A 24388-nucleotide genomic window follows, 5' to 3' on the forward strand; every position below is an offset into this window, starting at 1 on the left:
GCGCGAACGCGCGCTTTCACAAATGCGAAGCCGCAGCAGGCCCGCGCGCCGTAGCATGGGCCCATCTGCCCGGGATAGCCGCCTCAGCCCATGAACCACACAGAAACCCCCTCCCCCAGCCCCATCCACACCACGGCCACCCAGACCGCAGGAGCGCTGGGCCATCTGCGCGTGCTCGACCTCTCGCGCGTGCTGGCCGGCCCCTGGTGCACCCAGAACCTGGCCGACATGGGGGCCGACGTGATCAAGATCGAAAAGCCCGGCGAGGGCGACGACACGCGCCACTGGGGCCCGCCCTTCTTTCCCGATGCGCAAGGCAATCCCTCGGACAACGCCGTGTACTTCGCGGCCTGCAACCGCAACAAGCGATCGGTCACCGTGGACATGGCCACGGCCGAGGGCCAGCGGCTGATCCGCGAGCTGGCCATGCAAAGCGACGTGGTGGTGGAGAACTTCAAGACCGGGGGCCTTAAGCGCTACGGCCTGGACTACGCCTCGCTGAGCGCGCTGAACCCGCGCCTGATCTATTGCTCGGTCACGGGCTTCGGCCAGACCGGGCCCTATGCGCCGCGCGCCGGCTACGACCTGCTGGTGCAGGCCATGAGCGGCCTCATGAGCATCACGGGCCGCGCCGACGGCGAGCCCGGCGGCGGGCCGCTGCGCGTGGGCGTGGCCGTGATCGACCTGTTCACGGGCATGTATGCCACCACGGCCATCCTGGGCGCACTGGAGGCCCGCCACCGCACGGGACGCGGCCAGCACATCGACATGGCCCTGCTGGACGTGGCCATGGCCGTGCTGGCCAACCAGGGCGCGGGCTTCCTGAACACCGGCCATGTGCCGGGCCGCCAGGGCAACACCCACCCCAGCGTCGTGCCCTACCAGGACTTCCCCACGGCCGACGGCCGCATGCTGCTGGCCATCGGCAACGACGGCCAGTTCGCGCGCTTTTGCGAGGCGGCCGGCACGGACTGGGCGAGCGACGAGCGCTTTGCCACCAATGCCGGCCGCGTCATCCACCGCGACGCGCTGATCCCGCTGATGTCCGATCTCACGCGCAGCCGGCCCACGGCCGAATGGATCGCGCTGCTGGAGGACAAGGCCGTGCCCTGCGGCCCCATCAACCACATCGGCCAGGCCTTCGACGATGCGCAGGTGCGTGCGCGCGGCCTGCGCGTGGAGCAGGAACGCTACCCGGGCGCCACGCCGCCTGCCGGCGAGACCATCAACCGCGTAGTGACCACGGCCAGCCCGCTGCGCCTGTCGGACACGCCCACCGTGCTGCGCCATGCGCCGCCGGCCCTGGGCCAGCACACGGACGAAGTGCTGCGCCAGCGCCTGGGCCTGGATGCACAGCAGCTGCAGGCCTTGCGCGACCAGGGCGTGGTCTGAACGACCGGCATCGGCAGGCACCTGGCACACGCTGTCGCGCGGCTGTCCTGACGTCCTGAAGGCTGGGGGCCGGCCCGTCGCACCGGCGCACATGACGGCACAAATGACGGAGCGAAAGCCGGTGCGAAGACGGTGCGAAGACGGTGCGGACGGCCGTGTCGCGCGCCCGCAAACCGCTTTTAGGACACGTCCTATCAAAAATCAGATAGGAAGCATTCTCATCATCTGGCGGTGCGGAAATAATCCCCACCACAGATGCACATAGCCAATTCTTTCCTGTCCGAAATCCCTAGGACACCCATCCGCAGCACCTGGGCGCAGAAGGCGGCAGCCGCCGCCAAGCACCGGGCCGCAGCTGGCGTCCGGGCGCCAAAAGGTGTAGGCGGACGGCTCGGCATCTTCCGCATCCACCGCCCCTGCCCTGCATCAGGCCCGCGCATGGCCAGCCGCAGTCCTGCCGCCCTGGAAGGGCCTGCGCCATGAGACCCCGCATCAAGGGCCGCATCTGCCGGACCTCGGGCTGGTTCCCCCCCTGAGCGCACGCGCCGGCCTTCGTCATTGCCTTCGTTGATCCCTTTCCACCTTGCTCTGCACCGCAGGCCAGGTGTGCCCTGCTGCACGCCTTTTTTTGCTCCCTTGCCGTTCAAGGGATACGACTTCAGAACTTCGCCATGCAAGCCTTTCGCAACCTCAAGATCTCCTCCAAGCTGCTGCTGGCCTTCGTGGCCGTCCTGGCGCTGACCACCTTCGTGGGCCTCTATGCCGTGCTGCAGCTCAGCCGGATCAACCAGGCCTCCATCGATATCGCCACGCGCTGGATGCCTTCATCACGCATGCTGCTCGACATCCGCGCCACCACGGCCCGCTACCGCGTCAACGAGCTGCAGTACCTGATATCCACCAGCGAGCAGGACATCGAGGCCTTCGACAGGATCATGGGCGAGCTGTGGAAGAAGACCCAGACCAGCTACGACAACTACGCCAGCTTCATCAGCTCCGCGCCGGAGAAGGCCGCCTACGACGAACTGGGCCGGCTGCGCAACGAGTACGCCAAGGAGCACGCCATGGTCATGGCCCTGGCGCGCAATGACCGCAAGGACGAAGCCCTGGTGCTGGCCCAGGGCGAATCGCTGGAGCTGAGCCGACGCCTGTATGACCAGATCGACCGCATGGTGCAGATCGACCACGAAGGCGGACAGCAGGCCAACGACCACGCCAATGCCCTCTACCGCAGCGCACGCGGCTGGGTGGTCGGCCTGCTGGGCGCCAGCATTCTGCTGGGACTGGGACTGGCACTCACGCTGGCGCGCATCGTGGCGCGGCCACTGAACGAGGCCGTGGGCGTGGCCCAGGCCGTGGCCGAAGGCGACCTGACGCGCCGCATCCAGGCCACCACCACCGACGAAACAGGCCAGCTGCTGCACGCGCTGCACCGCATGGACCAGAGCCTCATCCACATCGTCAGGCAGGTGCGCAACGGCACGGACTCGATCGCCACGGCCTCCAGCCAGATCGCCTCGGGCAACAACGACCTGTCGCTGCGCACCGAGCACCAGGCCAGCTCTTTGCAGGAGACGGCCGCCTCCATGGAGCAGCTCACCGTCACCGTGCGCCAGAACACCGACAACGCGCGCCAGGCCAACCAGCTGGCAGCCTCGGCCTCGACCGTCGCCCAGCAAGGCGGCGAGGTGGTGTCCCAGGTGGTGGACACCATGGACGCCATCCATGCCTCCTCGCGCAAGATCGCCGACATCATCGGCGTGATCGACGCCATCGCCTTCCAGACCAACATCCTCGCGCTCAACGCCGCCGTCGAGGCGGCGCGCGCGGGCGAGCAGGGCCGGGGCTTTGCCGTGGTGGCGGCCGAGGTGCGCGCACTGGCGCGACGCTGCGCCGATGCAGCCAAGGAGATCAAGCTCCTCATCGAGGACTCCAACGGCAAGGTCAGCACCGGATCGGCCCTGGTGGCGCAGGCCGGCCAGACCATGCAGAACATCGTCAGCAGCGTGCGCAACGTGACCGACATCATGGGAGAGATCACCGCTGCCAGCGTGGAGCAGACGGCGGGCCTGGAGCAGATCAACCAGGCCATCTCCCAGATGGACCAGGTCACCCAGCAGAACGCGGCCCTGGTCGAGCAAGCCGCCGCAGCAGCACAGTCCCTGCAGGAACAGGCCTACGGCCTGCAGCAGGCCGTGAGCGTCTTCAAGCTGGAGCGCGGCATGGAACTCACCGCCCTGCCCGCCACCCCTCAGCCCATGCCGGCTCCAGACCTGGCCAGGATCACCAGCGCAGCCCAGTCAGGCCGCTGGGAAGCGCATTGATCAGAACGAATGGGCCATGCCCACGCCGAAGGCCGTGCGCGAGCTCTGGTTCTCGTAGCGCTGATGACCCAGGCTGGTGTAGAGCATGGTGCGCTTGGACAGCGCGTACTCGGCGCCCAGCGACAGCATGTTGTTGGTGTCTCGGTCCAGGCGCTGGCGCGCATAGCTGGCCTTGAGCGTGGTCGCGCCCATGCCGTAGGTGGCGCCCAGCGACACCATGCGCGACTTGTCGGGCCCCGTGCCGGGCGTGCCCGACTTGCTGCGGTCATAGGCCAGCATCACCGCTGCCGTGCCGATGCGGTATTTGCCGCCCATGTACAGGTCGGTGTCGCCGCTGCCGTTGCGCTCGTGCGCCACCATGGCCGCCACCGCGCCCTGGTCGTAGTTGACCGATACCGAACGCGCACGGCCCTGGCGGCCGGGCGCCTCGGTACGCTCGGGCGAGGCGCTCAGGTGCAGCGAAAAGCCGCCGAACTTGGGCGAGTCGTAGAACACGCCGTTGGACATGCGGCCGTACTCGGGCGAGCCGTTGTTGCTGGCGCGGTCGGTGGGCGTCAGGTAGTGGGCCATGTGCCAGGCCGGCGAGGCGATACGGTTGAAGTTGCCCCAGGGATCGAACTGCCATTCCTGGCTCCACATGGCGCTGAGCGCGCGGCCCAGTCGCAGGTGGCCCCAGTTGCCCTGCAGGCCCACGGTGGACTCGTCATGCCAGAAGGGCTTCTTCGGATAGTCCTCGGTCAGGCCCGTGTCCAGGTCGAAGCGCGTGCTCAGGCGGAAGGTGGCCTTCAGGCCGCCGCCCAGGTCCTCGAAGCCGGCAATGGCCAGGTTGCTGCGCTGAATCGTTCCCAGCTTGCTGGTCTTGTCGAAATCCCGGAACACACCCGCGTCCAGATAGCCACTGATGGTGACGTTGGAGCCGGCGCCAGATGACTGGGCGGCCACCGGCAGGGCGGCAGCGATGGCGAGAGAGGCAAGGGTCAAGCGGGAGGTACAACGCATCCTGAACGGGTTCCTGAAATGAAAGATGGCACAACACCGGCGCGGCCCGGGGGCATGCGCGAACGGCGACGGGGGCTGCCACAACGGGGGTGGCTGGAAAGGTGCGCGGCGGGCTGGTGACCAGCCGCGACTTGAAGGCAGCCAGGATGCAGATCGCAGCATGATCGCTGCACATTCGTCAAACATCCCGGCCAAAGACGTCAACCGCGCAGGTGGCGGGCAACAGGCGGCATTATGAAAGCAGGGGCCGGCGATGACCACGCCACCGTCAGGCCCGGTCAGTTTTCAGCGGCTGCGCTCGGTGCGCGACACGTCCCAGAGCCGGTTCATCTCGCTGCAAAAGGGCTGGGCACAGGGCGCGCGGCCCTCGTACTGGCAGCCTTCGGTGGTACAGAAATGCGACTGGTGCTCGAAGGCCCGGCGCTCGCGCGGCAGGGCGCCCGAAGCCTGGGCCGCCGCCATGTGCAGCCAGGGATCGTTGCGCTGCTGCAGCATCTGCTGCACCTCCTGCGCGAACGCGGGCGACAGCGACGCCACCGAGGCCAGCCCGGCCGGCGATGCCATGGCGCCACCGGGCTGGCGCAGCGGCTGCAGCTCCAGCAGCAGCAGGGCGCTGGTGCGCAGCGCATCGGCGCCACGCGGCTGCACCACCACGGCCACCGGCCCCGAGGCCAGCGATTGCAGCGATGCATCCAGCGGCAGGCGCAGGCCCGGCTCCGTGGCCTGCGCGCCCGCCAAGGGCAGCGCAGCGCCCGCAGGCAGGGCCGCCGCCGTGAAAGGGGCCGCACCCGGTGCGGAAGCCGATGCGGCCGCCAGCGCCATGGCCGCGCCCTGCGCCTGGGCCCAGGCCTGTGGCACCTGCAGGCTCAGCGTGAAGCCCCGCTCGCCCTGCGGCGTCAGCAACGTGCCCTGCTGCACCCACCAGCTTTGCAGGGCGGGCAGGGTCTGTGTGGCCCCCCCGGCAGCGCCGCCTGCAATGCCCCCTGCTGGGCGCGCCCCGGCCTGCGGCACCAGCCCGGATCCGGCCAGCAGCGCATCCATCACCTTGCCCTTGGCAGCCCCCACGGCCAGCGTCACTGCGGCAGCGGCGGGCGGCATGGAGGCCGCAGGCGTTGTCGATGCAGACGGGATGGGCGGTCCGGCCTGGGCCGATGGAGCGCTCCGGGGATCCTGCCCGCCAGGCGCCGTCGTGCCTGCCGCCAGCGCCTGGAGCAATGCCGCCGAGCCCGGCTGGGCCGCCAGCAATTGCAGGGCCTGGCCCTGCTGGGTGCCCACCTGGGCCAGCAGGGCCTGCAGCAGCCGGCCCAGCGCCTCGGACACGCCGCTGGCCGGCCACTGCGGCGCGGGCGCGCCGGGGCTGGACTGGACCTGGCGCGCCAGCTGGGCCACCAATTGCTCGAAGGCCTGCAGGCGCAGGCTTTGCAGCATCTCGGGCGACCAGCGCACGGCCGTGGCCGCTGGCGGCGTGACGGGAATGGAGGGTGAGGCGGGGGAAGCGGGTGAGGCCGGCGCCACCGCAGCGGACGGAGCCTGTGGCGCCACCGGCGCGCCAGCGGCCGGGCCGGAGACAGGCGCCGCCACGGGCAGCGGCAGCCCTGCGGCTGGGGACGGGACGGGCGGCAGCGGCGAACTCATGTCAGAGGCTTCGCCCGCGCGATCAGGCCGATTCCGGGTAGAACAGGCGGCGCGTGGGCGTGCTGCCCACGGCCTTGGCGATGGCGCCGATGTGGTCCGGCGTGGTGCCGCAGCAGCCGCCCACAATGTTGACCAGGCCTTCGGCCGCGAACTCATGCACCAGGCGGCTGGTGACTTCGGGCGTTTCGTCAAAGCCCGTGTCGCTCATGGGATTGGGCAGGCCGGCGTTGGGGTAGCAGCTGATGAAGGTCTCGGGCGCGGCCTTGTTCAGTTCCTGGACGTAGGGGCGCATCAGCGCCGCGCCCAGCGCGCAGTTCAGGCCGATGGACAGCGGGTTGGCATGGCGCACGCTGTGCCAGAAGGCCGTCACCGTCTGGCCGGACAGGATGCGGCCCGAGGCATCGGTCACCGTGCCGCTGATCATGATGGGCAGGCATTCGCCGCTTTGCTCGAAGGCCTCGTCCACCGCGAACAGCGCGGCCTTGGCGTTGAGCGTGTCGAAGATGGTCTCGACCAGGATGACGTCGGCGCCGCCCTCGATCAGCGCCAGCGTCTGCTCCAGGTAGGCCTGGCGCAGCTGCTCGAAATTCACGTTGCGCGCGCCCGGATCGTTCACGTCGGGGCTGATGCTGGCCGTCTTGGGCGTGGGACCCAGGGCGCCGGCCACGTAGCGCGGATGGCCGGGCGTGCTGTACTTGTCGCAGGCCGCGCGGGCCAGCCGGGCGCTCTCGAGATTCATCTCGCGCGCCAGATCGGCCATGTGGTAGTCGTCCTGCGCAATGGTGGTCGCGCCGAAGGTGTTGGTCTCGATCAGGTCGGCGCCGGCGGCCAGGTACTTCTCATGGATGTCGCGGATCACGTCGGGGCGGGTGAGCGACAGCAGCTCGTTGTTGCCCTTGACGTCATGCGGGAAGTCCTTGAAGCGGTCGCCCACGCTGCCCGGGCCCGTGTAGCCCTGGCCCCGGTACTGGGCTTCGCCCAGCTTGAAGCGCTGGATCATGGTGCCCATGGCGCCGTCAAGAATGACGAGGCGCTTGGCAAGGATGGCGGGAAGCTCTTTGGCGCGGGTGTACTGGGGCAGGCTCATGGGCAGCGATTGTAGGAATTCCGGGGCGGCCGTGCCGGGCACGAGGATTCCCCCAGAAAAACGGCCTGCGCCCCAAACAAGAGGCGCGACCTATGAAACTAGCGCACCCCCACGCCAGAGACACCGAGGAAGGGCCTATGCCGGCCGCGCCGCCCCGCACCGAGGGTGTCGCCCCCCTCCCGCGTAGCGAGAGAGGGCGCCGTGCAACGGGGGAAGCGGCGCAGCCGCTCAGGGGGTGCTAACCATTTCAGCTGCAGACAGAGACGACTTGAGCCGGCTGGCGGCTCAGGCTCACATACACATGGCCCACGCCGCTGTCGAAATACGCGGCCTCATGGCGGCCCAGCTCCACCGATTCGCCGTTCTCGAACAGGATGCGCACCCGGCCCGAGAGCACCATCACGAACTCCTGGCCCGCATGGCGGATGGTCTCCGAGAATTCCCCGGCCTCGCGCGCATTGATCACGGCCACCAGGGGCTGCATCTTCTTGCCCGGGAAGGCGCCGCACAGCACGCTGTAGAGGTACTGGTCGGTCTCGTAGCGCTGCACGTCCTCGAAACGGTCCTTGACCACGGTGGGCGTGTCGCCGGCCGCCTGCTGGGCGTCCCCGACCATGAACAGCCGTGTCATGTCGATGTCCAGCGCATTGCCCAGCATGAGCACCTTCTCGTAGCTCAGCGCGATCTGGCCGCGCTCGGCCTTGGAGATGGTGGACACGGCCAGGCCGCTGCTTTCGGCTACCTGCTGCAGCGTCAGGCCGCGCTCCTTGCGGGCCTTGCGCAGCTTGGCCCCCACTTCGTGCTTGCCTGCGGGCAGGGCGGCGGCCGTGCGGGCGCCCGGCAGCACGGCGGCAAGGACCTGGTCTGCCGTGGGAAGCGGACTGGAACGAGGGCTGGGGCCGGGACCAGGGGCGGGACTGGTGCGAGGACGGGGGCTGGGCATGAAGCGGGCGATCGGGGCTGGCGACCGCCCGATTCTAGGGTCAGGCCCGCTCCCTCAGGTGCCGCGCAGATCGGCCTGGGGCGCCGGCCTGCGGCCCATGCGCAGCCAGCCTGCCAGCGCGCAGGCCATGAGCGCGAAGCCGATGTAGCCATAGACCGGGTACACCATGCCCACCAGCGTGATGAAACCCGCGAAGCTGCCGCCCAGTGCCACCACGCCCGCCACGCCCGTGCCCCAGCGAAAACGCGGCGTGCCGGCCGGCAGGATGCGGGCCACGAAGGCATAGAGCATGCCCACGGCGGTGTTGAGGATCATGCCGAAGATGACCAGCGACATCAGGTGCCCCAGCCAGGGCGAGATCTGCGTGGCCAGCGCCAGCATGGGCATGGACAGGCCGCCCAGCGTGTCCATGCGCCAGACCATGGCGGCCGCGATCAGCAGCATCAGCAGGCCCAGCAGCAGCCCGCCGGCCACGCCGCCCCACAGCGCCACTCGGCGCGAGCTGGCCTGGCCGCCCATGATCACCAGGAAGGGCATGCCCGCCACCACGTTGTAGGAGACATAGAGCAGCGCGGCCACCAGCCAGTGCCCCGCACCCCGGGGCTGGGCGGCGGTGGCGGCCTCCAGCGCGGCCGGCTCGCCCTGGGGCGTCACCAGCACGTAGCCTGCGACCACCACGGTCATGAACACCAGCAGCGGCGTGACCGCGCCGATGAAGGCGATCACCCGGCCCACGTCCAGGCAGACGATGAGCACCGTGGCCACGGTGGCCAGCACGCTGCCCCAGACCTCGGGCAGGCCCAGCCACTGGTGCAGCAGCGAGCCTGCGCCCGCCAGCATGACCACCGTGATGGCGAAGAGGAAGAAGGTGATCAGCACATCGAACACCATGCCCACATGCCGGCCCAGCAGGGCCTGCACCACCTCCTTGTGCGAGCCGGCCTGCAGGCGCTGGCCCATGGTGGAGAACGCCATGGACAGGAAGACGAAGGCCAGGGCCGCCACCAGGCAGCCCGCCAGGCCGATGGCGCCAAAGCCCGCGAAGAACTGCAGTATCTCCTGCCCCGAGGCGAAGCCCGCCCCGACGATGACGCCGACGAAGGCGCCGGCAATCCTGCTCACTTCCTTGAATGCACCCATGCCTGTCTCCTTGGATTGTTGTGTGTTGCGGGGGCTGAAAAAGCGAAAAGGCAGGCGTCTCAGGCCGCGAAGCGCTCCGGACTCAGCCGCCGGGCATCGACGCCCTGGGCCAGCAGCTCGGCGGGCAGCGGCTCGCGCATCAGCAGCGCGGCCGCGGCGGCCGAGGCGCCGGCGGCCGTCTGTATGCCATAGCCGCCCTGCCCTGCCAGCCAGAAGAATCCTTCACGGCGCGCGTCCCAGCCGATCACGAAGTCGTCATCGGGCGCAAAGCTGCGCAGCCCGGCCCAGACATGGCGCGGCCGGCGTATGCGCAGGCGGGTCAGTGTCTCGATGCGGTCTATGCCCATGGCCACGTCCAGTTCCTCGGCCACCACGTCATGCGGCGGCACGGGATCGGCATTGGCGGGCGAGCCCAGCAGCTGGCCGGCATCGGGCTTGAAGTAGAAGCTCTCGTCCACGCCGATCACGGCAGGCCAGCCGTGGATGTCCTCGCCCTCCGGTGCGGCAAAGGTGAAGGCCGAGCGGCGGCGCGGCTCGATGCCCAGCGGCTGCGCGCCGCACAGCCGGGCCACGGCATCGGCCCAGGCGCCTGCGGCATTGACCACGGCGCGGGCACGGACCTGCGACCCGTCCTGCAGCACCAGGGTCCACAGGCCCTGGCCATCACCATCCACCTCGCGCTCGGCGCCGGACAGTTCGGCGCCGCAGCGCAGCCGCGCACCGGCACGCGCCATGCCGCGCAGAAAGCCCTGGTGCAGTTCGGCCACGTCGATGTCCATGGCGTCCAGGTCATGCACGGCACCCACCAGCTGACTCTCGTCCAGGCAGGGCACCAGGGTGCAGGCCTGGCGCGCGTCGATGCGCTCGGCGCGCAGGCCGTCGCGGCGGTACATGGCCAGGGCATCGTCGAGTAGGGGCTCCTGGCCGGCCGTGCCTATGTAGAGCACGCTGCGCGGCTGCAGCAGCGCGTGCTCGCAAAAACCTTCGGGCGGCGCGCTGTAGAAGGCGCGGCTGGCGCGTGTCAGCGCGCGTATCTGCGCGGTGCCGTAGCTTTCCATGAACATGGCGGCCGAGCGGCCCGTGGCGTGGTAGCCGGGCTGCGGCTCGCGCTCGAGCACCAGCACCGAGGCGCCCGCACCGGCCAGCCGCCAGGCCACAGAGGCGCCGGCCATGCCGGCACCGATCACGGCGAAATCCAGAACCTGGCTTTCCATCATCCATCGCTCCATTTTTTCCAATGAGAAAATTATCCGATAAGAAAAAAATGAGGCAAGCCCCTGGTCCTCGTGGTTTTCACCGGGTACGCCGGACAAGAAAAAAAGGGACGGCGCCTGGCCGTCCCTTTTTGCAACGCACGCCTTGTGCTCAGGCTGGCGGCAGCTTCCCGTCCCAGCCACCGGCCAAGGCCTGGTACAGCGCCACGGCAGCGCGCAGGCCGCGCGCACGGCTGTCGGCGGCGGCGTCCTGGGCCGCGTAGAGGTCGCGCTGCGCATCCAGCACTTCGTACAGGCCCACGCTGCCCAGGTGGTAGCGGCGCAGCGCCAGCTGTTCTGCGCGCTGGCGCTGCTCGGCGGCCTGGGCCAGGTGGGCATCCTCGGTGCGCGTGCGCTGCAGGCGCACCAGGGCGTTCTCGGCGTCCTCCAGCGCCAGCAGCACGGTCTGCTGGTACTGGGCCAGCGCGGCCTGGGCGCCGGCCTCGCTGGCCGCGATGCGCGCCCGCACGCGGCCCACGTCGAGGAAGGACCAGACCACGCCCAGGAACACGCTGCTGGTGGCGCTGCCGCCCTCGAACAGCGCGCCGCCATGCAGCGCCGTGCTGCCCAGCAGCCCGCCCAGCGACAGGCGCGGGAACAGGTCGGCCGTGGCCACGCCGATGCGCGCCGTGGCCGCATGCAGCCGTGCCTCGGCCACGGCCACGTCCGGACGGCGGCGCAGCAGGCCGGCCGGCGTGCCGGGGTCGATGGCCGGCGGCAGCTGCGGCAGGGCGGCAGGCACATCCAGCGCGGCGATCAGCGCATCGGGCACCTGGCCCGTGAGCACGGCCAGCCGGTGCTGGGCCATGGCGATCTGCGCCTGCAGTGCCGGGATGCGCGAGCGCGTGGCCTCCAGCTGGGCCTGGGCGCGCGCCAGGTCGAAATCGGTGCCGCTGCCGTGTGTGAGGCGCAGCTGCACCAGGCGCAGCGTGTCCTGCTGGTTGGCCGCATTGGCCTGGGCCAGGGCCAGGCGCTGCTGCCAGCCGCGCAGGTCGGCATAGCTGCCCGCGACCTGGGCCGCGATGGCCACCTGCAGCGCCGCGAGATCGGCCGCGTCGGCGCGCAGGTCGGCACGCCGCGCCTCGATGTTGCGCCGCACGCGGCCGAACACGTCGATCTCCCAGCTGGCCGACAGCCCGGCCGTGTAGCTGCGCTGGCTGCGCGGCCCGTAGAAGGCCTCGCTCTCGCTGCGCTTTTGCTGCGTGGCCTGGCCCGACATCGTGACCGTGGGGAACTGGTCGAAGCGGCTTTCGCTCAGCAGCGCCTGGGCGCCGTCCAGCCGTGCCAGCGCCACCTGCAGGTCCTGGTTGCCGCCCAGCGCCTGCTCCACCAGCCGCGTCAGCTGCGGGTCCTGGAACTGGCGCCAGAAGGCGGCATCGGGCTCGGCCTGCGGGGTGGCCGGTGCAGGCTCGGCCCGCGCGAACTGTGCTCCGGCCTGCGGCGCCGCAGGCGCCTTGAAGTCGGGGCCGACCGCGCAGCCGGCCACAAGCCCGGCAGACGCCAGCGCCAGCGCGTGTCGGCTCAGGGATTTGCGGATTTCAGACATGGTGGGGCTCCAGGGGTGCGGCTTTGTCGGAGGGTGGGGAGGCAGGCGCGGCATGTGCAGGCGCATGCCCCGTCAGCGCCCGGCCCGAGAGCCGGCGCAGCGTGACGTAGAACACCGGCGTGAGGAACAGGCCGAACAGGGTCACGCCCAGCATTCCGGAGAACACCGTCACCCCCGTGGCCGCGCGCACCTCGCTGCCCGCGCCGCCGCCGATGAGCAGGGGCACGGCACCGGCGATGAAGGCGATCGAGGTCATGACGATGGGCCGCAGCCGCAGGCGGCAGGCCTGCAGCGCGGCATCGACGATGCCCACGCCGCGCAGCTCCAGCTCGCGCGCGAACTCCACGATCAGGATGGCGTTCTTGCAGGCCAGCCCCATCAGCACCACCAGCCCCACCTGCACGAAGACGTTGTTGTCGCCGCCGGCCAGCCAGACGCCGAACAGCGCCGCGCAGATGCACACGGGCACGATGAGGATGACGGCCAGCGGCAGCGTCCAGCTCTCGTAGAGCGCGGCCAGCACCAGGAAGACCAGCATCACGGCGATGGCGAAGACCACGGCCGCCGCATTGCTCTGCTCCACCTGCTGGTAGCTGAGGTCGGTCCAGGCCAGCTCGATGCCGCGCGGCAGCGTGCGCTGCGCGATCTCCTGGAGCTTGGTCAGCACCTCGCCCGAGGACAGCACGCGCGGGTCGGAGTCGCCGATCAGGTCGGCCGCCGGGAAGCCGTTGTAGCGCAGCACCGGGTCGGGCCCGAAGCTGGGCACCACGGTGACCATGGAGCCTATGGGCACCATCTCGCCGCGCGCATTGCGCGTGCGCAGCCGCGCGATGTCCTCCACGGCCTGGCGGTGGTCGGCATCGGCCTGCAGCATCACGCGCCAGACGCGGCCGAAGGCGTTGAAGTCGTTGACGTAGACCGAGCCCAGGTAGGCCTGCAGCGTCTGGAACAGGTCGGTCAGCGCCACGCCCTGCGCCTTGGCCTTGGTACGGTCCACCTTGACTTCGAGCTGCGGGATGTTGGACTGGTAGCTGCTGACCGGATAGGTCATGCCCGGCGTTTTGGCGATCTCGGCCTGGAAGGCCTGCAGCGCCTGCTGCAGCGCCGCGTAGCCCAGGCCCGCGCGATCCTGCAGGAACAGCGAGTAGCCCGAGCCGTTGCCCAGGCCCTGGATGGGCGGCGGCATCAGCGCGTAGGCGAAGCCGCCCTCGATCTGCGCGAACTTGGCGCCCAGCTCGGCATTGATCTCCTCGGCGCTGCGCGTGCGCTCGCCGAAGGGCTTGAGCATGATGTAGGAGCTGGTCAGGTTGGGCGTGGTCGTGGTCTGCAGCGCATTGAAGCCTGCGAAGGCAGCGACTTTGTCCACGCCCTCCACGCTGTGGGCCAGCTCCACGATCTGGCGCGTCACCTCGGAGGTGCGGCCCAGCGAGGCGCCCTCGGGCAGCTTGGCGCCGCCGAACAGGTACAGCTTGTCCTGCAGCGGGATGAAGCCGCCCGGCACGGCCTGGAACAGCACGGCCGTGCCCGCCAGCAGCGCCGCGTAGACCGCAAACACCAGGCCGCGGCGGCGCAGCGACTGCCCCACGGAGTTCTGGTAGCCGTGCGCGCTGCGGTCGAAGAAGCGGTTGAAGGGCCGGAAGAACCAGCCCAGGCTGCGGTCCAGCCCGCGCGACAGCAGATCGCGCGGCGCGCCGCGCGGCTGCAGAAGCTTGGCCGCCAGTGCAGGCGACAGCGTCAGCGAGTTGATGGCCGAGATCACCGTGGAGATGGCGATCGTCACGGCGAACTGCTTGTAGAACTGGCCCGTCACGCCGCTGAGGAAGGCCATGGGCACGAAGACCGCGCACAGCACCAGGGCGATGGCGATGATGGGGCCCGAGACCTCCTTCATCGCCAGGTGCGCCGCCTCCAGGGGCGTGTGGCCCTCCTCGATGTAGCGCTCCACGTTCTCCACCACGACGATGGCATCGTCCACCACGATGCCGATGGCCAGCACCAGTCCGAACAGGGTCAGCGTGTTGATGGAGTAGCCCAGCAGGTACAGCCCCGCGAAGGTTCCGACGATGGACACGGGCACGGCCAGCAGCGGAATGATGGAAGCACGCCAGGTCTGCAGGAAGACGATGACCACCAGCACCACGAGGATCACCGCCTCGATCAGCGTGCTCTGCACCGCCTTGATGGAGTCGCGCACGAAGACCGTGGGGTCCCAGACGGTCTCGAAGTTCACGCCTTCGGGCAGATCCCTGGACAGGCGCTCCATGGTGGCGTAGACCTCCCGCGCCACGCCCAGCGCATTGGCGCCCGGCGACAGGAAGATGCCCACGGCCGCCATCTGCCGCGTGTCGCTGAGCGAGCGCATGCTGTAGTCGCTGGCGCCCAGTTCGATGCGCGCCACGTCGGACAGGCGCACGACCTGGCCGTCGGCACCACCCTTGAGCACGATGGAGCCGAACTCCTCGGCCGTCTTCAGGCGGCCGCGCACATTGATGGACAGCAGCTTGTCCGAGCCCTTGGGGCTGGGCTCGGCGCCCAGCTGGCCGGCCGATACCTGCACGTTCTGCTCGCGGATGGCGGCGATCACCTCGGCAGCGGTGAGCTGTCGTGCGGCCACCTTGCTGGGATCCAGCCAGACGCGCATCGCATAGTCGCCTGCGCCGTACAGCGCCACCTCGCCGATGCCGGGGATGCGCGCCAGCTCGTCCTTGATCTTGAGCGTGGCATGGTTGCGCAGGTACAGCGCATCATGGTTGCCGTCGCTGGAGGTCAGGCCCGCATACATCAGCGGCGTGGACGAGCGCTTTTGCGTGGTGACGCCGTACTGGCGCACTTCCTCGGGAAGGCGGCTCTGCGCCTGGCTCACGCGGTTTTGCACGCGCACGGCTGCCGTGTCGGGGTCCACGTCGGCGCGGAAGGTGGCCACCACCTGCAGGCTGCCGTCCGAGGCCGCGACCGACTTCAGGTAGATCAGGCCTTCGACGCCATTGATCGCCTCCTCCAGCGGCACGGCCACCGACTCGGCGATCTCCTTGGGATTGGCGCCCGGATAGGTGGCGCGCACCACCACGCTGGGCGGCACGACCTCGGGATACTCGCCCACGGGCAGCTGCGGAATCGCAACCAGGCCCACGGCGAACAGGATGATGGAGAGCACGACCGCGAAGATCGGGCGGTCTATGAAGAATTTGGAGAAATCCATGGTGCGTCCCGGTTCACTGCGCGGCCACGGCCGACCCCTGGGCCACCGCCGCCTGCCCATCGCCGGGAGCAGGCTTGGGGCTGACCGGCATGCCGGGGTAGTAGATGCGCTGCAGGCCGCCGACCACGAGGCGGTCGCCCGCCGCCAGCCCCTTGTCCACCACGCGCCGGCCATCGACCATGCGGCCCAGCTCCAGGTCGCGGCGCTCGGCCTTGTTGCCCTCGCCCACCACATAGACGTACTTGCGGTCCTGGTCGGTGAGCACGGCCTTGTCGTCGATCAGCAGCGTCTGCCGCTCGCCGCCCAGGCCCTGCGCGTCTTGCAGTTGCACACGCGCGAACAGGCCCGGCGTCAGCAGGCGGTCGGGATTGGGCAGGCGGGCGCGCATGCGCACCGTGCCCGTGCCCGCGTTGAGCTGGTTGTCGGTGAAGTCCAGGCTGCCCGCATGCGGAAAGCCTTCGTCGCCAGCCAGCCCCACACGCACGGGCCGCTGCACGCCGGGCCGCCCCTTGGTGTTCTTGACGGCCTGCTGCTGCCGCAGGAAGCTGTGCTCATCCGCATCGAAGTAGACATACACCGGGTCCTGCGAGACCACGGTGGTCAGCACGCTCTGGTCGGCCTGGGCCAGGTTGCCCACGGTGAGCAGGGCGCGGCCCGCGCGGCCGGAGACCGGCGCGCGCACCTCGGTGAAATCCAGGTTGAGCCGCGCGGCCGCCAGCGCGGCCTCGGCGGCACGCACCTGGGCGGCGCTCTGGGCCATGGCGCCGGCACGCGTGTCGGCTTCCTCGCGCGAGACGGCATGCTCGGCCACCAGCTGGCGGGCACGCTGGTCCTGGGTGCGCGCCAGGGCGGCGCCGGCACGCGTGCGCTCCAGCTCGGCCTCGGCGCTGGCCAGGGCCGCGCGGTAGGGCCGCTGGTCGATCACGAACAGCAGCTGGCCCTTCCTGACCTCCTGCCCCTCGCTGAAGGCAATGCGCTCGATATAGCCCGACACGCGCGGGCGCAGCTGCACGGAGTCCACGGCATCGATGCGGCCGTTGAACTCGTCCCAGACACGCACGCTGGCCGGCACGACCTCGCTCACCAGCACCTCGGGCGCAGGCGGCGGGCCGTCGCTGGCATGGGCATCGCCCACGGCCTGCGGGCGGCAGCCGGCAAGCAGGGCCAGCGCCGCCAGGGCGCCTCCGAACAGGGCACGCCGCAACGGCGGCGGGGGAAGAACTGGCATGGATCGACTCTCCTTGAGGGGGATGGGCAAGGCCCTGCTGCCGGGGTCGGTGCAGGGCCGGAAAAAGGGGGCTGTACCGCAGGCTCTGAAGGCCTTGCCGGCGGCTGCTCACAATGGGTTGCATTCTTCAAGTTCAAGTGAACTTGAAGTCAAGATCCAGCCACAAAGACACCACGAAAATTGAGGACGGTTTGCCAGGGGAATCAATGGCCGGATCGGACAAGCGCAGCGGCCATCGGCACTGCGGCGGGCACGCGGCGGGCGGCGCCCGCAGGGCATCGAGGCACTACACTGCGATGCCATCTGACCCTGCGTTGGCCAGTGGGAAACGACGGCCGCGAACACTTTGCGGCCCCGGTTGGTCCCGCCAGCCAACCCCATATGGAAAAGCACTGGATGCCTGCCGCATGAACCTGCTTGCTCAAGCCGTACTGTCCCGCCCGCAGGGACGCAATGAACGCATCAGCACCGTGACGTTGGTGGCCCTGGACCCGCAGGGGCGCGACGCGGCGGCGCGCCATGTCGTGACCTTGCAGGTCACGCAATGGAAGGCCGGAGTCGTCGCGCAGGTCGATGACAGCACGCTGACCCCGTTGCCGCTGGCACTGGAGCCTGCACGCCAGCGCGCACTGGCCTATCTGCGCCAGCGCCTGGCGGCCGGCGATGTGCTGCAGTCCCAGCAAGGTTTTGCCGAGCTGGATGGCGTGCAAGCCTTGCCCTTGGCTGGCCACGCCCAGGAACCGGCGCCGCAGCCGCCACAGCTGCCGGAGTCGCCCGTGCAGGCCGCCGCCATACCGGCCCTGTGCCGGCGCCTGGACGGCAATGCCTGGCGGCTGATGCCCGCAGGCCAGCAGGCGCGCCTGGTGTGGCGCCTGGCGGAATATGCGGATGCCGCGCGCGGCGGCGGCGCCCAGCGCCTGCTGCATGCGCAGGTGCCGCGCCTGGTGGCCCTGCTGGGCACAGGCGACGACCTGCTCGACTACTGCCTGGCCTATCTGGTGGGCCGCCTGGGCGATGGCGGCGCGGCGGTGGCCATGCAGGCGCTGTCGCAGCGCGGCGCCAGCGAGGCCACGCGCGACCTGGCGCACCAGGCCTGGCTGGCGCTGCTCGCGCCGCAGGAGCGCCAGGCGGCGCTGCAGGAGCACCGGGATCAGTGGGAGCAGTGGGTACAAGGGGAGCAAGGGGCACAGGGGGAACAAGAGACACGCACCGCCCCGCCGGAGGACGGCCCGCAGGCGCAGCATGCCGTGTTCAACGCCCTCACGCCCCAGGCGCTGCTGGCGGCCGATACGCTGGGAGCGCACGATGGCGCCGTCCACCGGCAGCTGCTGGCCTGGATGGAGCGCATCCCTTTCACACGCCCCTGGTGGCCTGCCATACGGCGCATCCACAAGCGTGCCGAGTGGCGGCGCGACCACGCCCTGCTGGCCGTGCTGCATGCCCGCTTCGATGGCCCGCGCGACGAGGGTGCCGTCTTCAGCCGCGACACCTCCCTGTACCTGCGCCTGCGCGGCTGGCGCCAGCTGCGGCGCATGGTCTCGGCCGGGCACAGCGAAGGCGCCGCGCAGGCCACGGCCCTGCTCCAGGCCATGGACCGCCGCTGCGCGGGCCAGGCTGCCTCGCGCTCCGGCCGCCTGCCCGAATCGCGCTGGCTGCTTGCCGCCCGGCTGCTGCTGCCGCGCTGGCCGCAGCTGCATGCCTCGGCACGCGCCCATGGCTGGTACACCGACGAGCCGCTGGACCTGCAGCAGCTGCCCGCGCAGCGCGTGGAAGGGCTGTCGCCCCTGTGGGACGCCCACCCCGAGCGGCTGCTGCAGCTGGTGGGCCGCTCGCAGTCCACGCTGCTGCTGTGGTCGCTCACGCGCGCCCTGCAGGACCAGAAGGCCTTTCTGGACAGCCTGGATGCGGCGGCCGCCGCGCCGCTGCTGCACCAAACCTATGCGCCCGCCGCCGCCTTGGGCCTGGAGATTGCCCAGCAGCGCATGGTCGCTCTCACCGACGATGCGGCGCGCCGCCCCTGGCTGCTGGCGCTTGCGCAATGCGGCGAGGGGCCGGCCGCCCGCTACCTGGGCGCCTGGCTGTCGCGCGACCGCGCAGCCGCCGCGCGCGATGCCGAGCTGGTGGCGGCCCTGCTGCTGTCGCCCGCCGCCAGCTCGCGCACGCAGGCACTGGCCCTGCTGCTCTATGCCGATGGCGCCGCCGTGGCCCTGGCCCTGCTGGCGGCGCTGCCCACGCTGGATGCGGACGGCGCTGCGCTGGCCGACATCCGCGATGCGGTGCAGGCCCTCTTCGCGGACAAGGCACCGCTGGTCGCGCACGCGCCCGGCGTTCCGGCCCCGCCGCTGCACCACCTGCTGGCGCATTCGGTGACGGCACTGGTGGAGATGGCGACCGCCTGGCTGCTGGCGCACCCGCAAGGCCTGCGCACCCTGCCTGCGGCGGCGCTGCGCGGGCTGCTGGAATCCGAGGAACCTGCGCGCATGGCCTGCGGCATACGGCTCATGGGCAGCCTGGCCGACGATCTGCTGTGCGAGCAGGCCGACATGCTGGCCGGGTTCGCGGTATCGCCCCATGCCGCCTTGCGCGCAGCGGCCGCGCCCCTGGTCGAGCGCCTGGCCGGCACCCCTCTGTACAACGCGCGCTGCAACGCCCAGATCGCCGAACGCCTGCACGAGGTGCTGTTCCGCGCGGAAAAGGCCGAAGGCGTCCACGACGCGGCGCTGCGCCTGCTCACCGGCCCGCTGGCCGCCGTGGCCCCGGCCCGCGAAGCCTCGGGCATCTGGCGCGCCCTGCAGGCCCAGGCCACGGGTGCGCAACGCTACGGCGCCTGGGGCCTGAAGGCGCTGGACATCCAGGCCTACACCCTGCGCCAGTGGTCCACGCTGGCGCGGCATGCCGATGCCGATGTGCGCGCACTGAGCCGCCAGAGCATCGACACGCGCCTCACGCCCATGGAACAGACCCGGCCCGAGCAGGCGGAACAACTGCTGCCGCTGGCCGACGCCCTGTTCGCCGACACCCAGCAGTACGCACGCGAGATGTTCGGCCAGCGGCTGCCGGCCAATGCGCTCACGCCCGAGCTGCTGATCGGCTGGGTGGACCATCCCCAGTCCTGGGTACAGGCCCTGGGCCGCCAGCGGCTCGAGCAGCACATGAGCGCGCCCGAGGCCAGCCTCTACCTCGCGCGCCTGGCCCAGCACCCGGCCCCCGGCGTGCAGCTGTTCGTCACGCAATGGCTGCTGGCCCTGCCCGACGAGCCCGCGCCCCAGCGCGCCACGCGCCTGCAGGAGCTGCAGCCCTACTTCCTGGCCGTGCTCAGCCAGGTGCACCGCGCGCGCGCCAGCAAGACGCGCGTGCTGCATTTCCTGCGCGGCCAGGTCGATGCGCCCGAGACTGCGGCCGTGGTCGCGGCCATCTTCGCGCGGCAGGTGGTCAGCGCCAGCCAAGCCGACCAGCCCGACTATGTGGCCGGGCTGCGCGACATCGTGCAGCGCCATCCCCATCTGGCGCAAAGCTTCATGCAGCCCCTGGCGGCGGAGCGGCGCGGCCAGGCCCCGTCTTCCACCTGAGCGCCTGTTCACAGCACGGAGTCGAACGGACATGGAATTTCGCTATCAGTACTACGGCAGCACGCAGGTCAGCGACACGGCCACGCAACAGGCGTTTTCCTTCGCGCCCGACCTGCTGCGGCCTCCCACGCGCTTCGACGGCCTGCTCCGGCGCGACGGCCCGGCCTTCCTGCAGGTGCGCGAAGGCCTCAGCGCGCTGCACAGCGTGGTGGTCAGCGACATGCGCACGCGCGGCCGCGACAAGACGGCCTACCGCGAATGGCTGCAGGAGCATGAGTCCCAGCTGCTGGCCGGCTTCATGGCCGACACCGGCGGCGCCCAGGCGCGCGCCAAGGAAATCAGCGCCGAACTCAAGGACCTGCGCGAGACCCGCAACCAGGTGCTCGCGCCCTTCTACAAGGCGCAGCGCAAATACTTCGACTGGCTGTACCAGGCCAACCGCGATGCCTGGTACGTGCTCGACCCCGTGATCACCGTGCACCCGGACCGGCTGCTGTTCGAGGCCTTCAGCCAGGACGAGTCCAGCTACTGCGCGGTCAGCATCCGGCACGAGGCCTTCGAGCATGCGGGCGAGCGCATCTGCGGCACCACCAACATCGACTACTCGGCCAGCCTCTACGAAGAATTCCAGAAGATCCGCAGCTACCGGGACACGCGGCTGACGCTGGACCCGGCCGGCTTTGCCGTGCAGGTGGGCGCCGATCCGGCACTGCGCGAGGAAAAGATCGACCTGCCCGACAGCTGGCTGCGCGGCTTCGTGCAGGTCTCCAGCGCCATGGCCCTGCCCGCCACCGTGGTGGAACTGCACCCCATGGACCTGTTCAACATCTGCGCGCGGCTGCGTGCCCGGCGCGAGCGCCATGGCCCGCGCGCGCTGCGCTTCGAGCTGACGCCGGGGCAGCCGCCCGCCGTGGTGTTCGAGCCCTGGGAGGAACGCCTGGCCACCCGGCGCTCGCACGTCGTCAGCGATGCCTTGGGCACGGGCGGCGGCACCATCCGCCTGTGGGGGCGCCGGCGCCTGCTCACGCTGGAGCGGCTGATCCCGCAGGCCACGCGCGTGCGCGTGCACCTGCTGGGCAGCGGCATGCCCAGCTTCTGGGTGGTGGAGCTGGGCCAGGTCACGGTCACGCTGGGCCTGTCGGGCTGGAGCGCCAACGACTGGGCCGCCAGCGCGCGCTTTCACCTGATGGCGCCGCAGGCCGAGGTCACGCCCGCCCAGGTCGAGGCCGTGGGCCGGCAACTGCAGTCGTGCTGGCAGGCCGGCGCGCAGGAACTGGCCCAGGCCACGGGCCTGGTTCCGGCCCAGGTGCACACGGCCATGACACGCTGGATGCAGGCCGGGCGCGCGGTCTACGACCTGGACGCCGGGCGCTACGCCTGGCGCGAGCTGCTGCGCGAGCCGCTGACGGCGCAGCAATTGCAGCCCGCCAACCCCGAGGAGGACAAGGCGCTGGCCCTGGTGCGCGGCAAGGCCATTGCCCCGCCGCGCATCGACCGCAAGGACGGCTTCAGCCGCATCACCGGCCAGATACCGCGCGCCGATGGCAAGCGCCTGTTCGACACCCAGCTCGAACTCAACGCGGACGAGCGCCTGACCGATGCGCGCTGCAGCTGCAACCACTACCAGCAGCACCGGCTGCGCCAGGGGCCCTGCGAGCACATGATTGCGCTGCGCCTGGTGGCGCAGGCCCAGCTCGATGCCGCACGCCAGCCGGCAGGCCCGCAGCAGGCGGCCGCAGCAGGACAAGGAGAAATCGCGTGAACCGCCTCAATTGCTCTACACTGCCACGCGGAGCGACGCGCAGGCTCTTGCAACCCGGGTGGTGTTTCGCCACCCTTGTGAACTGCCGTTTCATGCACCACGGGCGCCGTTTTCACTGTGCCACCCCAGCGACGGTATGCGTTTTCCTGAGTGGCTTGCTACAAGCGAAACACGCATACCGTCGCGGGGTGGCGTCGAGCGAACAGCTCCCGTCCCGTGAGCCCTGCGGGCTCTTCGACGAGAAGCGCGTCGCTCCACCTTCTTGCCCGCCTCGCACCGGCCGGGCCCGCCTTGCAGGGGTTGCCGCATGAGCCAGCCGCAACCCACGCGCGCCGAGATCTACGAGCGCATCAAGGCCTCCAGCAAACAGGAAGTCATCCTCGAGGAAATGCAGCGCCTGGGCTTCTGGCCCAAGGGCGAGGGACAGCCGCAGCTGGCCGCCGCCCACATCCAGCGCGAAGGCGAGCTGCAGCGCGAGCTGGCCGAGCTGCGCCAGCAGATCGCCGTGCGCCAGAACCCCGAGCGCGCACTGCGCCAGATGCGCAAGGAGCGCATGCAAAAGGCGCTGGCCCAGCGCGAGGAAACCAAACGCCGCCAGGCCCAGGAACGCCATGACAAGGCGCTGGCCTGGCATGCCAGGCGGTCCACGCGCGTGGGCTATCTGGGCCCCGGCGTCTCCGCGGCCCTGCAGGATGCCGCCCGGGATGGCACGGAGCGCTGGCAGGCCGATCCGCAGCGGCTCGCCCGGCATGGCCTGCCGCAGCTGGCCGATGCCGCCCAGCTGGCGCAGGCCATGGGCATCACCGTGGCCGAGCTGCGCTTCCTGGGCTTTCACCGCGAGGTGGCCCGCACCCACCACTACCACTCGTTCACCCTGCCCAAGAAGACCGGCGGCGAGCGGCTGATCTCCGCGCCCATGCCGCGCCTCAAGCGCGCGCAGTACTGGGTGCTGGACAACATCCTCGCCAAGGTGCCCGCGCACGATGCCGCGCACGGCTTCCTGGCCGGCCGCTCCATCGTGAGCAATGCCGCGCCGCATGCGGGCCACGACGTGGTCATCAACCTGGACGTGAAGGACTTCTTTCCCAGCATTGCCTTCGGCCGCATCAAGGGCGTGTTCCGGCATCTGGGCTACGGCGAGGCCATGGCCACCCTCCTGGCCCTGCTGTGCAGCGAAAACCGCGCCCAGGCCTGGCAGGTGGATGGCGAGAAGCTCTTCGTCGGCGGCAAGGCGCGCGAGCGCGTGCTGCCCCAGGGCGCGCCCACCAGCCCCATGCTCACCAACCTGCTGTGCCGCCGCCTGGACCGCCGCCTGCTGGGCCTGGCCAGGCAGCTGGGCTTTGTGTACACGCGCTATGCGGACGACCTGACCTTCTCGGCCTCGGGCGAGGCCGCGCGCGACAACGTGGGCCGGCTGCTGGGCCGCGTGCGCTGGATACTGCGCGACGAAGGCTTCACGCCCCACCCCGACAAGGAGCGCGTGATGCGCAAGGGCCGCCGCCAGGAGGTCACGGGGCTGGTGGTGAACGCGGACAAGCCCGGCGTATCGCGCCAGACGCGCAGGCGCCTGCGCGCCGCCCTGCACCGCGCCACGCAGGCCGGGACAGGCCTGCCCGGCCTGCCAGGCCAATCTGTCCAGCCTGCCCAGGCGCCCCACTGGCAAGGCCAGCCGGCCCATGCCTCGCAGTTGCTGGGAATGGCGCAGTTCGTCCACCAGGTCGATCCCGTGCAGGGCGGGCCGCTGCTGGCACAGGCCCGGCAGCTCACGCGCAGCCCTGTGGACCGGGCGAACGACGCCCTGCTCGAGGCCAGCCGGCAGGACCGCGCCGCCGCGCGCGCCAAGCCCCCCGCAAACGCCACGTTCCGGCGCCTGGCAGCCAGCGGGCAGGCACCTGCGCTGGCCAGCGGCAAGCCATGGTGGCAGCCGGCCGCACCCGCAGCGCCCGTGCTGGAGAAGACCGACCAGCAGCGGCGCGAGCAGCGCCAGGAGGAACGGCAGGCCGCCCGACAGGCGGCTGGCCCTGCCCCCGGCGCCGCAAGCACCCTGCCCGCGGCATCGCCATCACCGGCCGCACCGGACCCGAATCCGCCCGCATCGAAAAGGCCGCCGATGGCCGGCCTGCTCACCTACTGGGCGCAGATCGTGATCTGCTTCCTGCTGGGCACCGTGTTCCAGGCCCGGCTGATCACGCTGATCGGCATCGTCCTGGTCGTCATCCTCAGGTACCGGCGCATCCAGCGCTGGGATGTCTTCGGGGCGGCGATGGTGGTGGCCGTGCTGGTCGGCCTGGGATTGCGGCTTTCGTAGCGA

At 70.5% G+C, this 24388-nt stretch carries 14 protein-coding genes; 5 read left to right on the forward strand and 9 right to left on the reverse strand.

Annotation, left to right across the window (positions count from 1 at the left end; genetic code table 11):
- Nucleotides 1–90 precede the first annotated feature (90 nt).
- Entirely contained in the window at nt 91–1392 is a 1302-nt protein-coding gene (locus PO605_RS15885) for a CaiB/BaiF CoA transferase family protein (RefSeq protein WP_047473014.1), read from the forward strand.
- Nucleotides 1393–2063: 671 nt separating this feature from the next.
- Nucleotides 2064–3716 carry a methyl-accepting chemotaxis protein gene (locus PO605_RS15890; protein WP_047473015.1) on the forward strand — a complete coding sequence of 551 codons (1653 nt, stop codon included), beginning with the start codon at nt 2064–2066 and terminating at the stop codon, nt 3714–3716.
- Here PO605_RS15890 and PO605_RS15895 read toward each other — a convergent pair whose 3' ends face one another.
- The 9 genes from PO605_RS15895 to PO605_RS15935 all read right to left on the reverse strand — a co-directional run bounded on the left by PO605_RS15895 (nt 3717) and on the right by PO605_RS15935 (nt 16746).
- Nucleotides 3717–4715 carry a porin gene (locus PO605_RS15895; RefSeq protein WP_047473016.1) on the reverse strand — a complete coding sequence of 333 codons (999 nt, stop codon included), beginning with the start codon at nt 4713–4715 and terminating at the stop codon, nt 3717–3719. It abuts the gene before it with no gap.
- A 285-nt stretch (nt 4716–5000) separates the two neighbouring features.
- Nucleotides 5001–6350, reverse strand: a complete 1350-nt coding sequence (locus tag PO605_RS15900) for a Fe-S oxidoreductase (RefSeq protein WP_272206622.1) — start codon at nt 6348–6350, stop codon at nt 5001–5003.
- A gap of 22 nt (nt 6351–6372) precedes the next feature.
- Nucleotides 6373–7437 (reverse strand): homocysteine S-methyltransferase family protein, encoded by a 1065-nt coding sequence (locus PO605_RS15905; protein WP_017406622.1) that lies wholly within the window; start codon nt 7435–7437, stop codon nt 6373–6375.
- 247 nt (nt 7438–7684) lie between these two features.
- Complete coding sequence (locus PO605_RS15910) at nt 7685–8380, reverse strand: helix-turn-helix domain-containing protein (protein ID WP_016447398.1); 696 nt, start codon at nt 8378–8380, stop codon at nt 7685–7687.
- 54 nt (nt 8381–8434) lie between these two features.
- Nucleotides 8435–9520 carry a YkvI family membrane protein gene (locus tag PO605_RS15915; RefSeq protein ID WP_016452210.1) on the reverse strand — a complete coding sequence of 362 codons (1086 nt, stop codon included), beginning with the start codon at nt 9518–9520 and terminating at the stop codon, nt 8435–8437.
- A 59-nt stretch (nt 9521–9579) separates the two neighbouring features.
- Nucleotides 9580–10734 (reverse strand): NAD(P)/FAD-dependent oxidoreductase, encoded by a 1155-nt coding sequence (locus PO605_RS15920; RefSeq protein WP_272206623.1) that lies wholly within the window; start codon nt 10732–10734, stop codon nt 9580–9582.
- Between the two features lie 151 nt (nt 10735–10885).
- A complete protein-coding gene (locus tag PO605_RS15925) occupies nt 10886–12319 on the reverse strand; it encodes an efflux transporter outer membrane subunit (protein ID WP_272206624.1) in 1434 nt (477 codons plus the stop codon).
- Nucleotides 12312–15518 carry an efflux RND transporter permease subunit gene (locus PO605_RS15930; protein ID WP_047217597.1) on the reverse strand — a complete coding sequence of 1069 codons (3207 nt, stop codon included), beginning with the start codon at nt 15516–15518 and terminating at the stop codon, nt 12312–12314. Before PO605_RS15930 ends, PO605_RS15925 begins: the two co-directional genes overlap by 8 nt.
- Before the next feature lie 13 nt (nt 15519–15531).
- Complete coding sequence (locus PO605_RS15935; RefSeq protein WP_272206625.1) at nt 15532–16746, reverse strand: efflux RND transporter periplasmic adaptor subunit; 1215 nt, start codon at nt 16744–16746, stop codon at nt 15532–15534.
- A 407-nt stretch (nt 16747–17153) separates the two neighbouring features.
- On the opposite strand from PO605_RS15935, the gene PO605_RS15940 reads away from it, so the two are divergent.
- The 3 genes from PO605_RS15940 (at nt 17154) to PO605_RS15950 (ending at nt 24385) form a co-directional block, all read left to right on the forward strand.
- Entirely contained in the window at nt 17154–20315 is a 3162-nt protein-coding gene (locus tag PO605_RS15940) for a hypothetical protein (protein WP_272206626.1), read from the forward strand.
- A gap of 31 nt (nt 20316–20346) precedes the next feature.
- Entirely contained in the window at nt 20347–22077 is a 1731-nt protein-coding gene (locus PO605_RS15945; RefSeq protein ID WP_272206627.1) for an SWIM zinc finger family protein, read from the forward strand.
- Between the two features lie 307 nt (nt 22078–22384).
- Nucleotides 22385–24385 (forward strand): reverse transcriptase family protein, encoded by a 2001-nt coding sequence (locus PO605_RS15950; RefSeq protein ID WP_272206628.1) that lies wholly within the window; start codon nt 22385–22387, stop codon nt 24383–24385.
- Nucleotides 24386–24388: the final 3 nt, after the last annotated feature.

The organism is Delftia sp. DT-2, from assembly GCF_028401915.1.
Taxonomy (GTDB): domain Bacteria; phylum Pseudomonadota; class Gammaproteobacteria; order Burkholderiales; family Burkholderiaceae_C; genus Comamonas; species Comamonas tsuruhatensis.

What these genes read in the sequence shown, in the direction of transcription:
- PO605_RS15915 (WP_016452210.1), bottom strand. Translation starts at nt 9,520, where the DNA reads ATGGGTGCATTCAAGGAAGTGAGCAGGATTGCCGGCGCCTTCGTCGGC.
- PO605_RS15935 (WP_272206625.1), bottom strand. Translation starts at nt 16,746, where the DNA reads ATGCCAGTTCTTCCCCCGCCGCCGTTGCGGCGTGCCCTGTTCGGAGGC.
- PO605_RS15945 (WP_272206627.1), top strand. Translation starts at nt 20,347, where the DNA reads ATGGAATTTCGCTATCAGTACTACGGCAGCACGCAGGTCAGCGACACG.
- PO605_RS15920 (WP_272206623.1), bottom strand. Translation starts at nt 10,734, where the DNA reads ATGGAAAGCCAGGTTCTGGATTTCGCCGTGATCGGTGCCGGCATGGCC.
- PO605_RS15905 (WP_017406622.1), bottom strand. Translation starts at nt 7,437, where the DNA reads ATGAGCCTGCCCCAGTACACCCGCGCCAAAGAGCTTCCCGCCATCCTT.
- PO605_RS15900 (WP_272206622.1), bottom strand. Translation starts at nt 6,350, where the DNA reads ATGAGTTCGCCGCTGCCGCCCGTCCCGTCCCCAGCCGCAGGGCTGCCG.
- PO605_RS15885 (WP_047473014.1), top strand. Translation starts at nt 91, where the DNA reads ATGAACCACACAGAAACCCCCTCCCCCAGCCCCATCCACACCACGGCC.
- PO605_RS15950 (WP_272206628.1), top strand. Translation starts at nt 22,385, where the DNA reads ATGAGCCAGCCGCAACCCACGCGCGCCGAGATCTACGAGCGCATCAAG.
- PO605_RS15930 (WP_047217597.1), bottom strand. Translation starts at nt 15,518, where the DNA reads ATGGATTTCTCCAAATTCTTCATAGACCGCCCGATCTTCGCGGTCGTG.
- PO605_RS15890 (WP_047473015.1), top strand. Translation starts at nt 2,064, where the DNA reads ATGCAAGCCTTTCGCAACCTCAAGATCTCCTCCAAGCTGCTGCTGGCC.
- PO605_RS15910 (WP_016447398.1), bottom strand. Translation starts at nt 8,380, where the DNA reads ATGCCCAGCCCCCGTCCTCGCACCAGTCCCGCCCCTGGTCCCGGCCCC.
- PO605_RS15895 (WP_047473016.1), bottom strand. Translation starts at nt 4,715, where the DNA reads ATGCGTTGTACCTCCCGCTTGACCCTTGCCTCTCTCGCCATCGCTGCC.
- PO605_RS15925 (WP_272206624.1), bottom strand. Translation starts at nt 12,319, where the DNA reads ATGTCTGAAATCCGCAAATCCCTGAGCCGACACGCGCTGGCGCTGGCG.
- PO605_RS15940 (WP_272206626.1), top strand. Translation starts at nt 17,154, where the DNA reads ATGAACCTGCTTGCTCAAGCCGTACTGTCCCGCCCGCAGGGACGCAAT.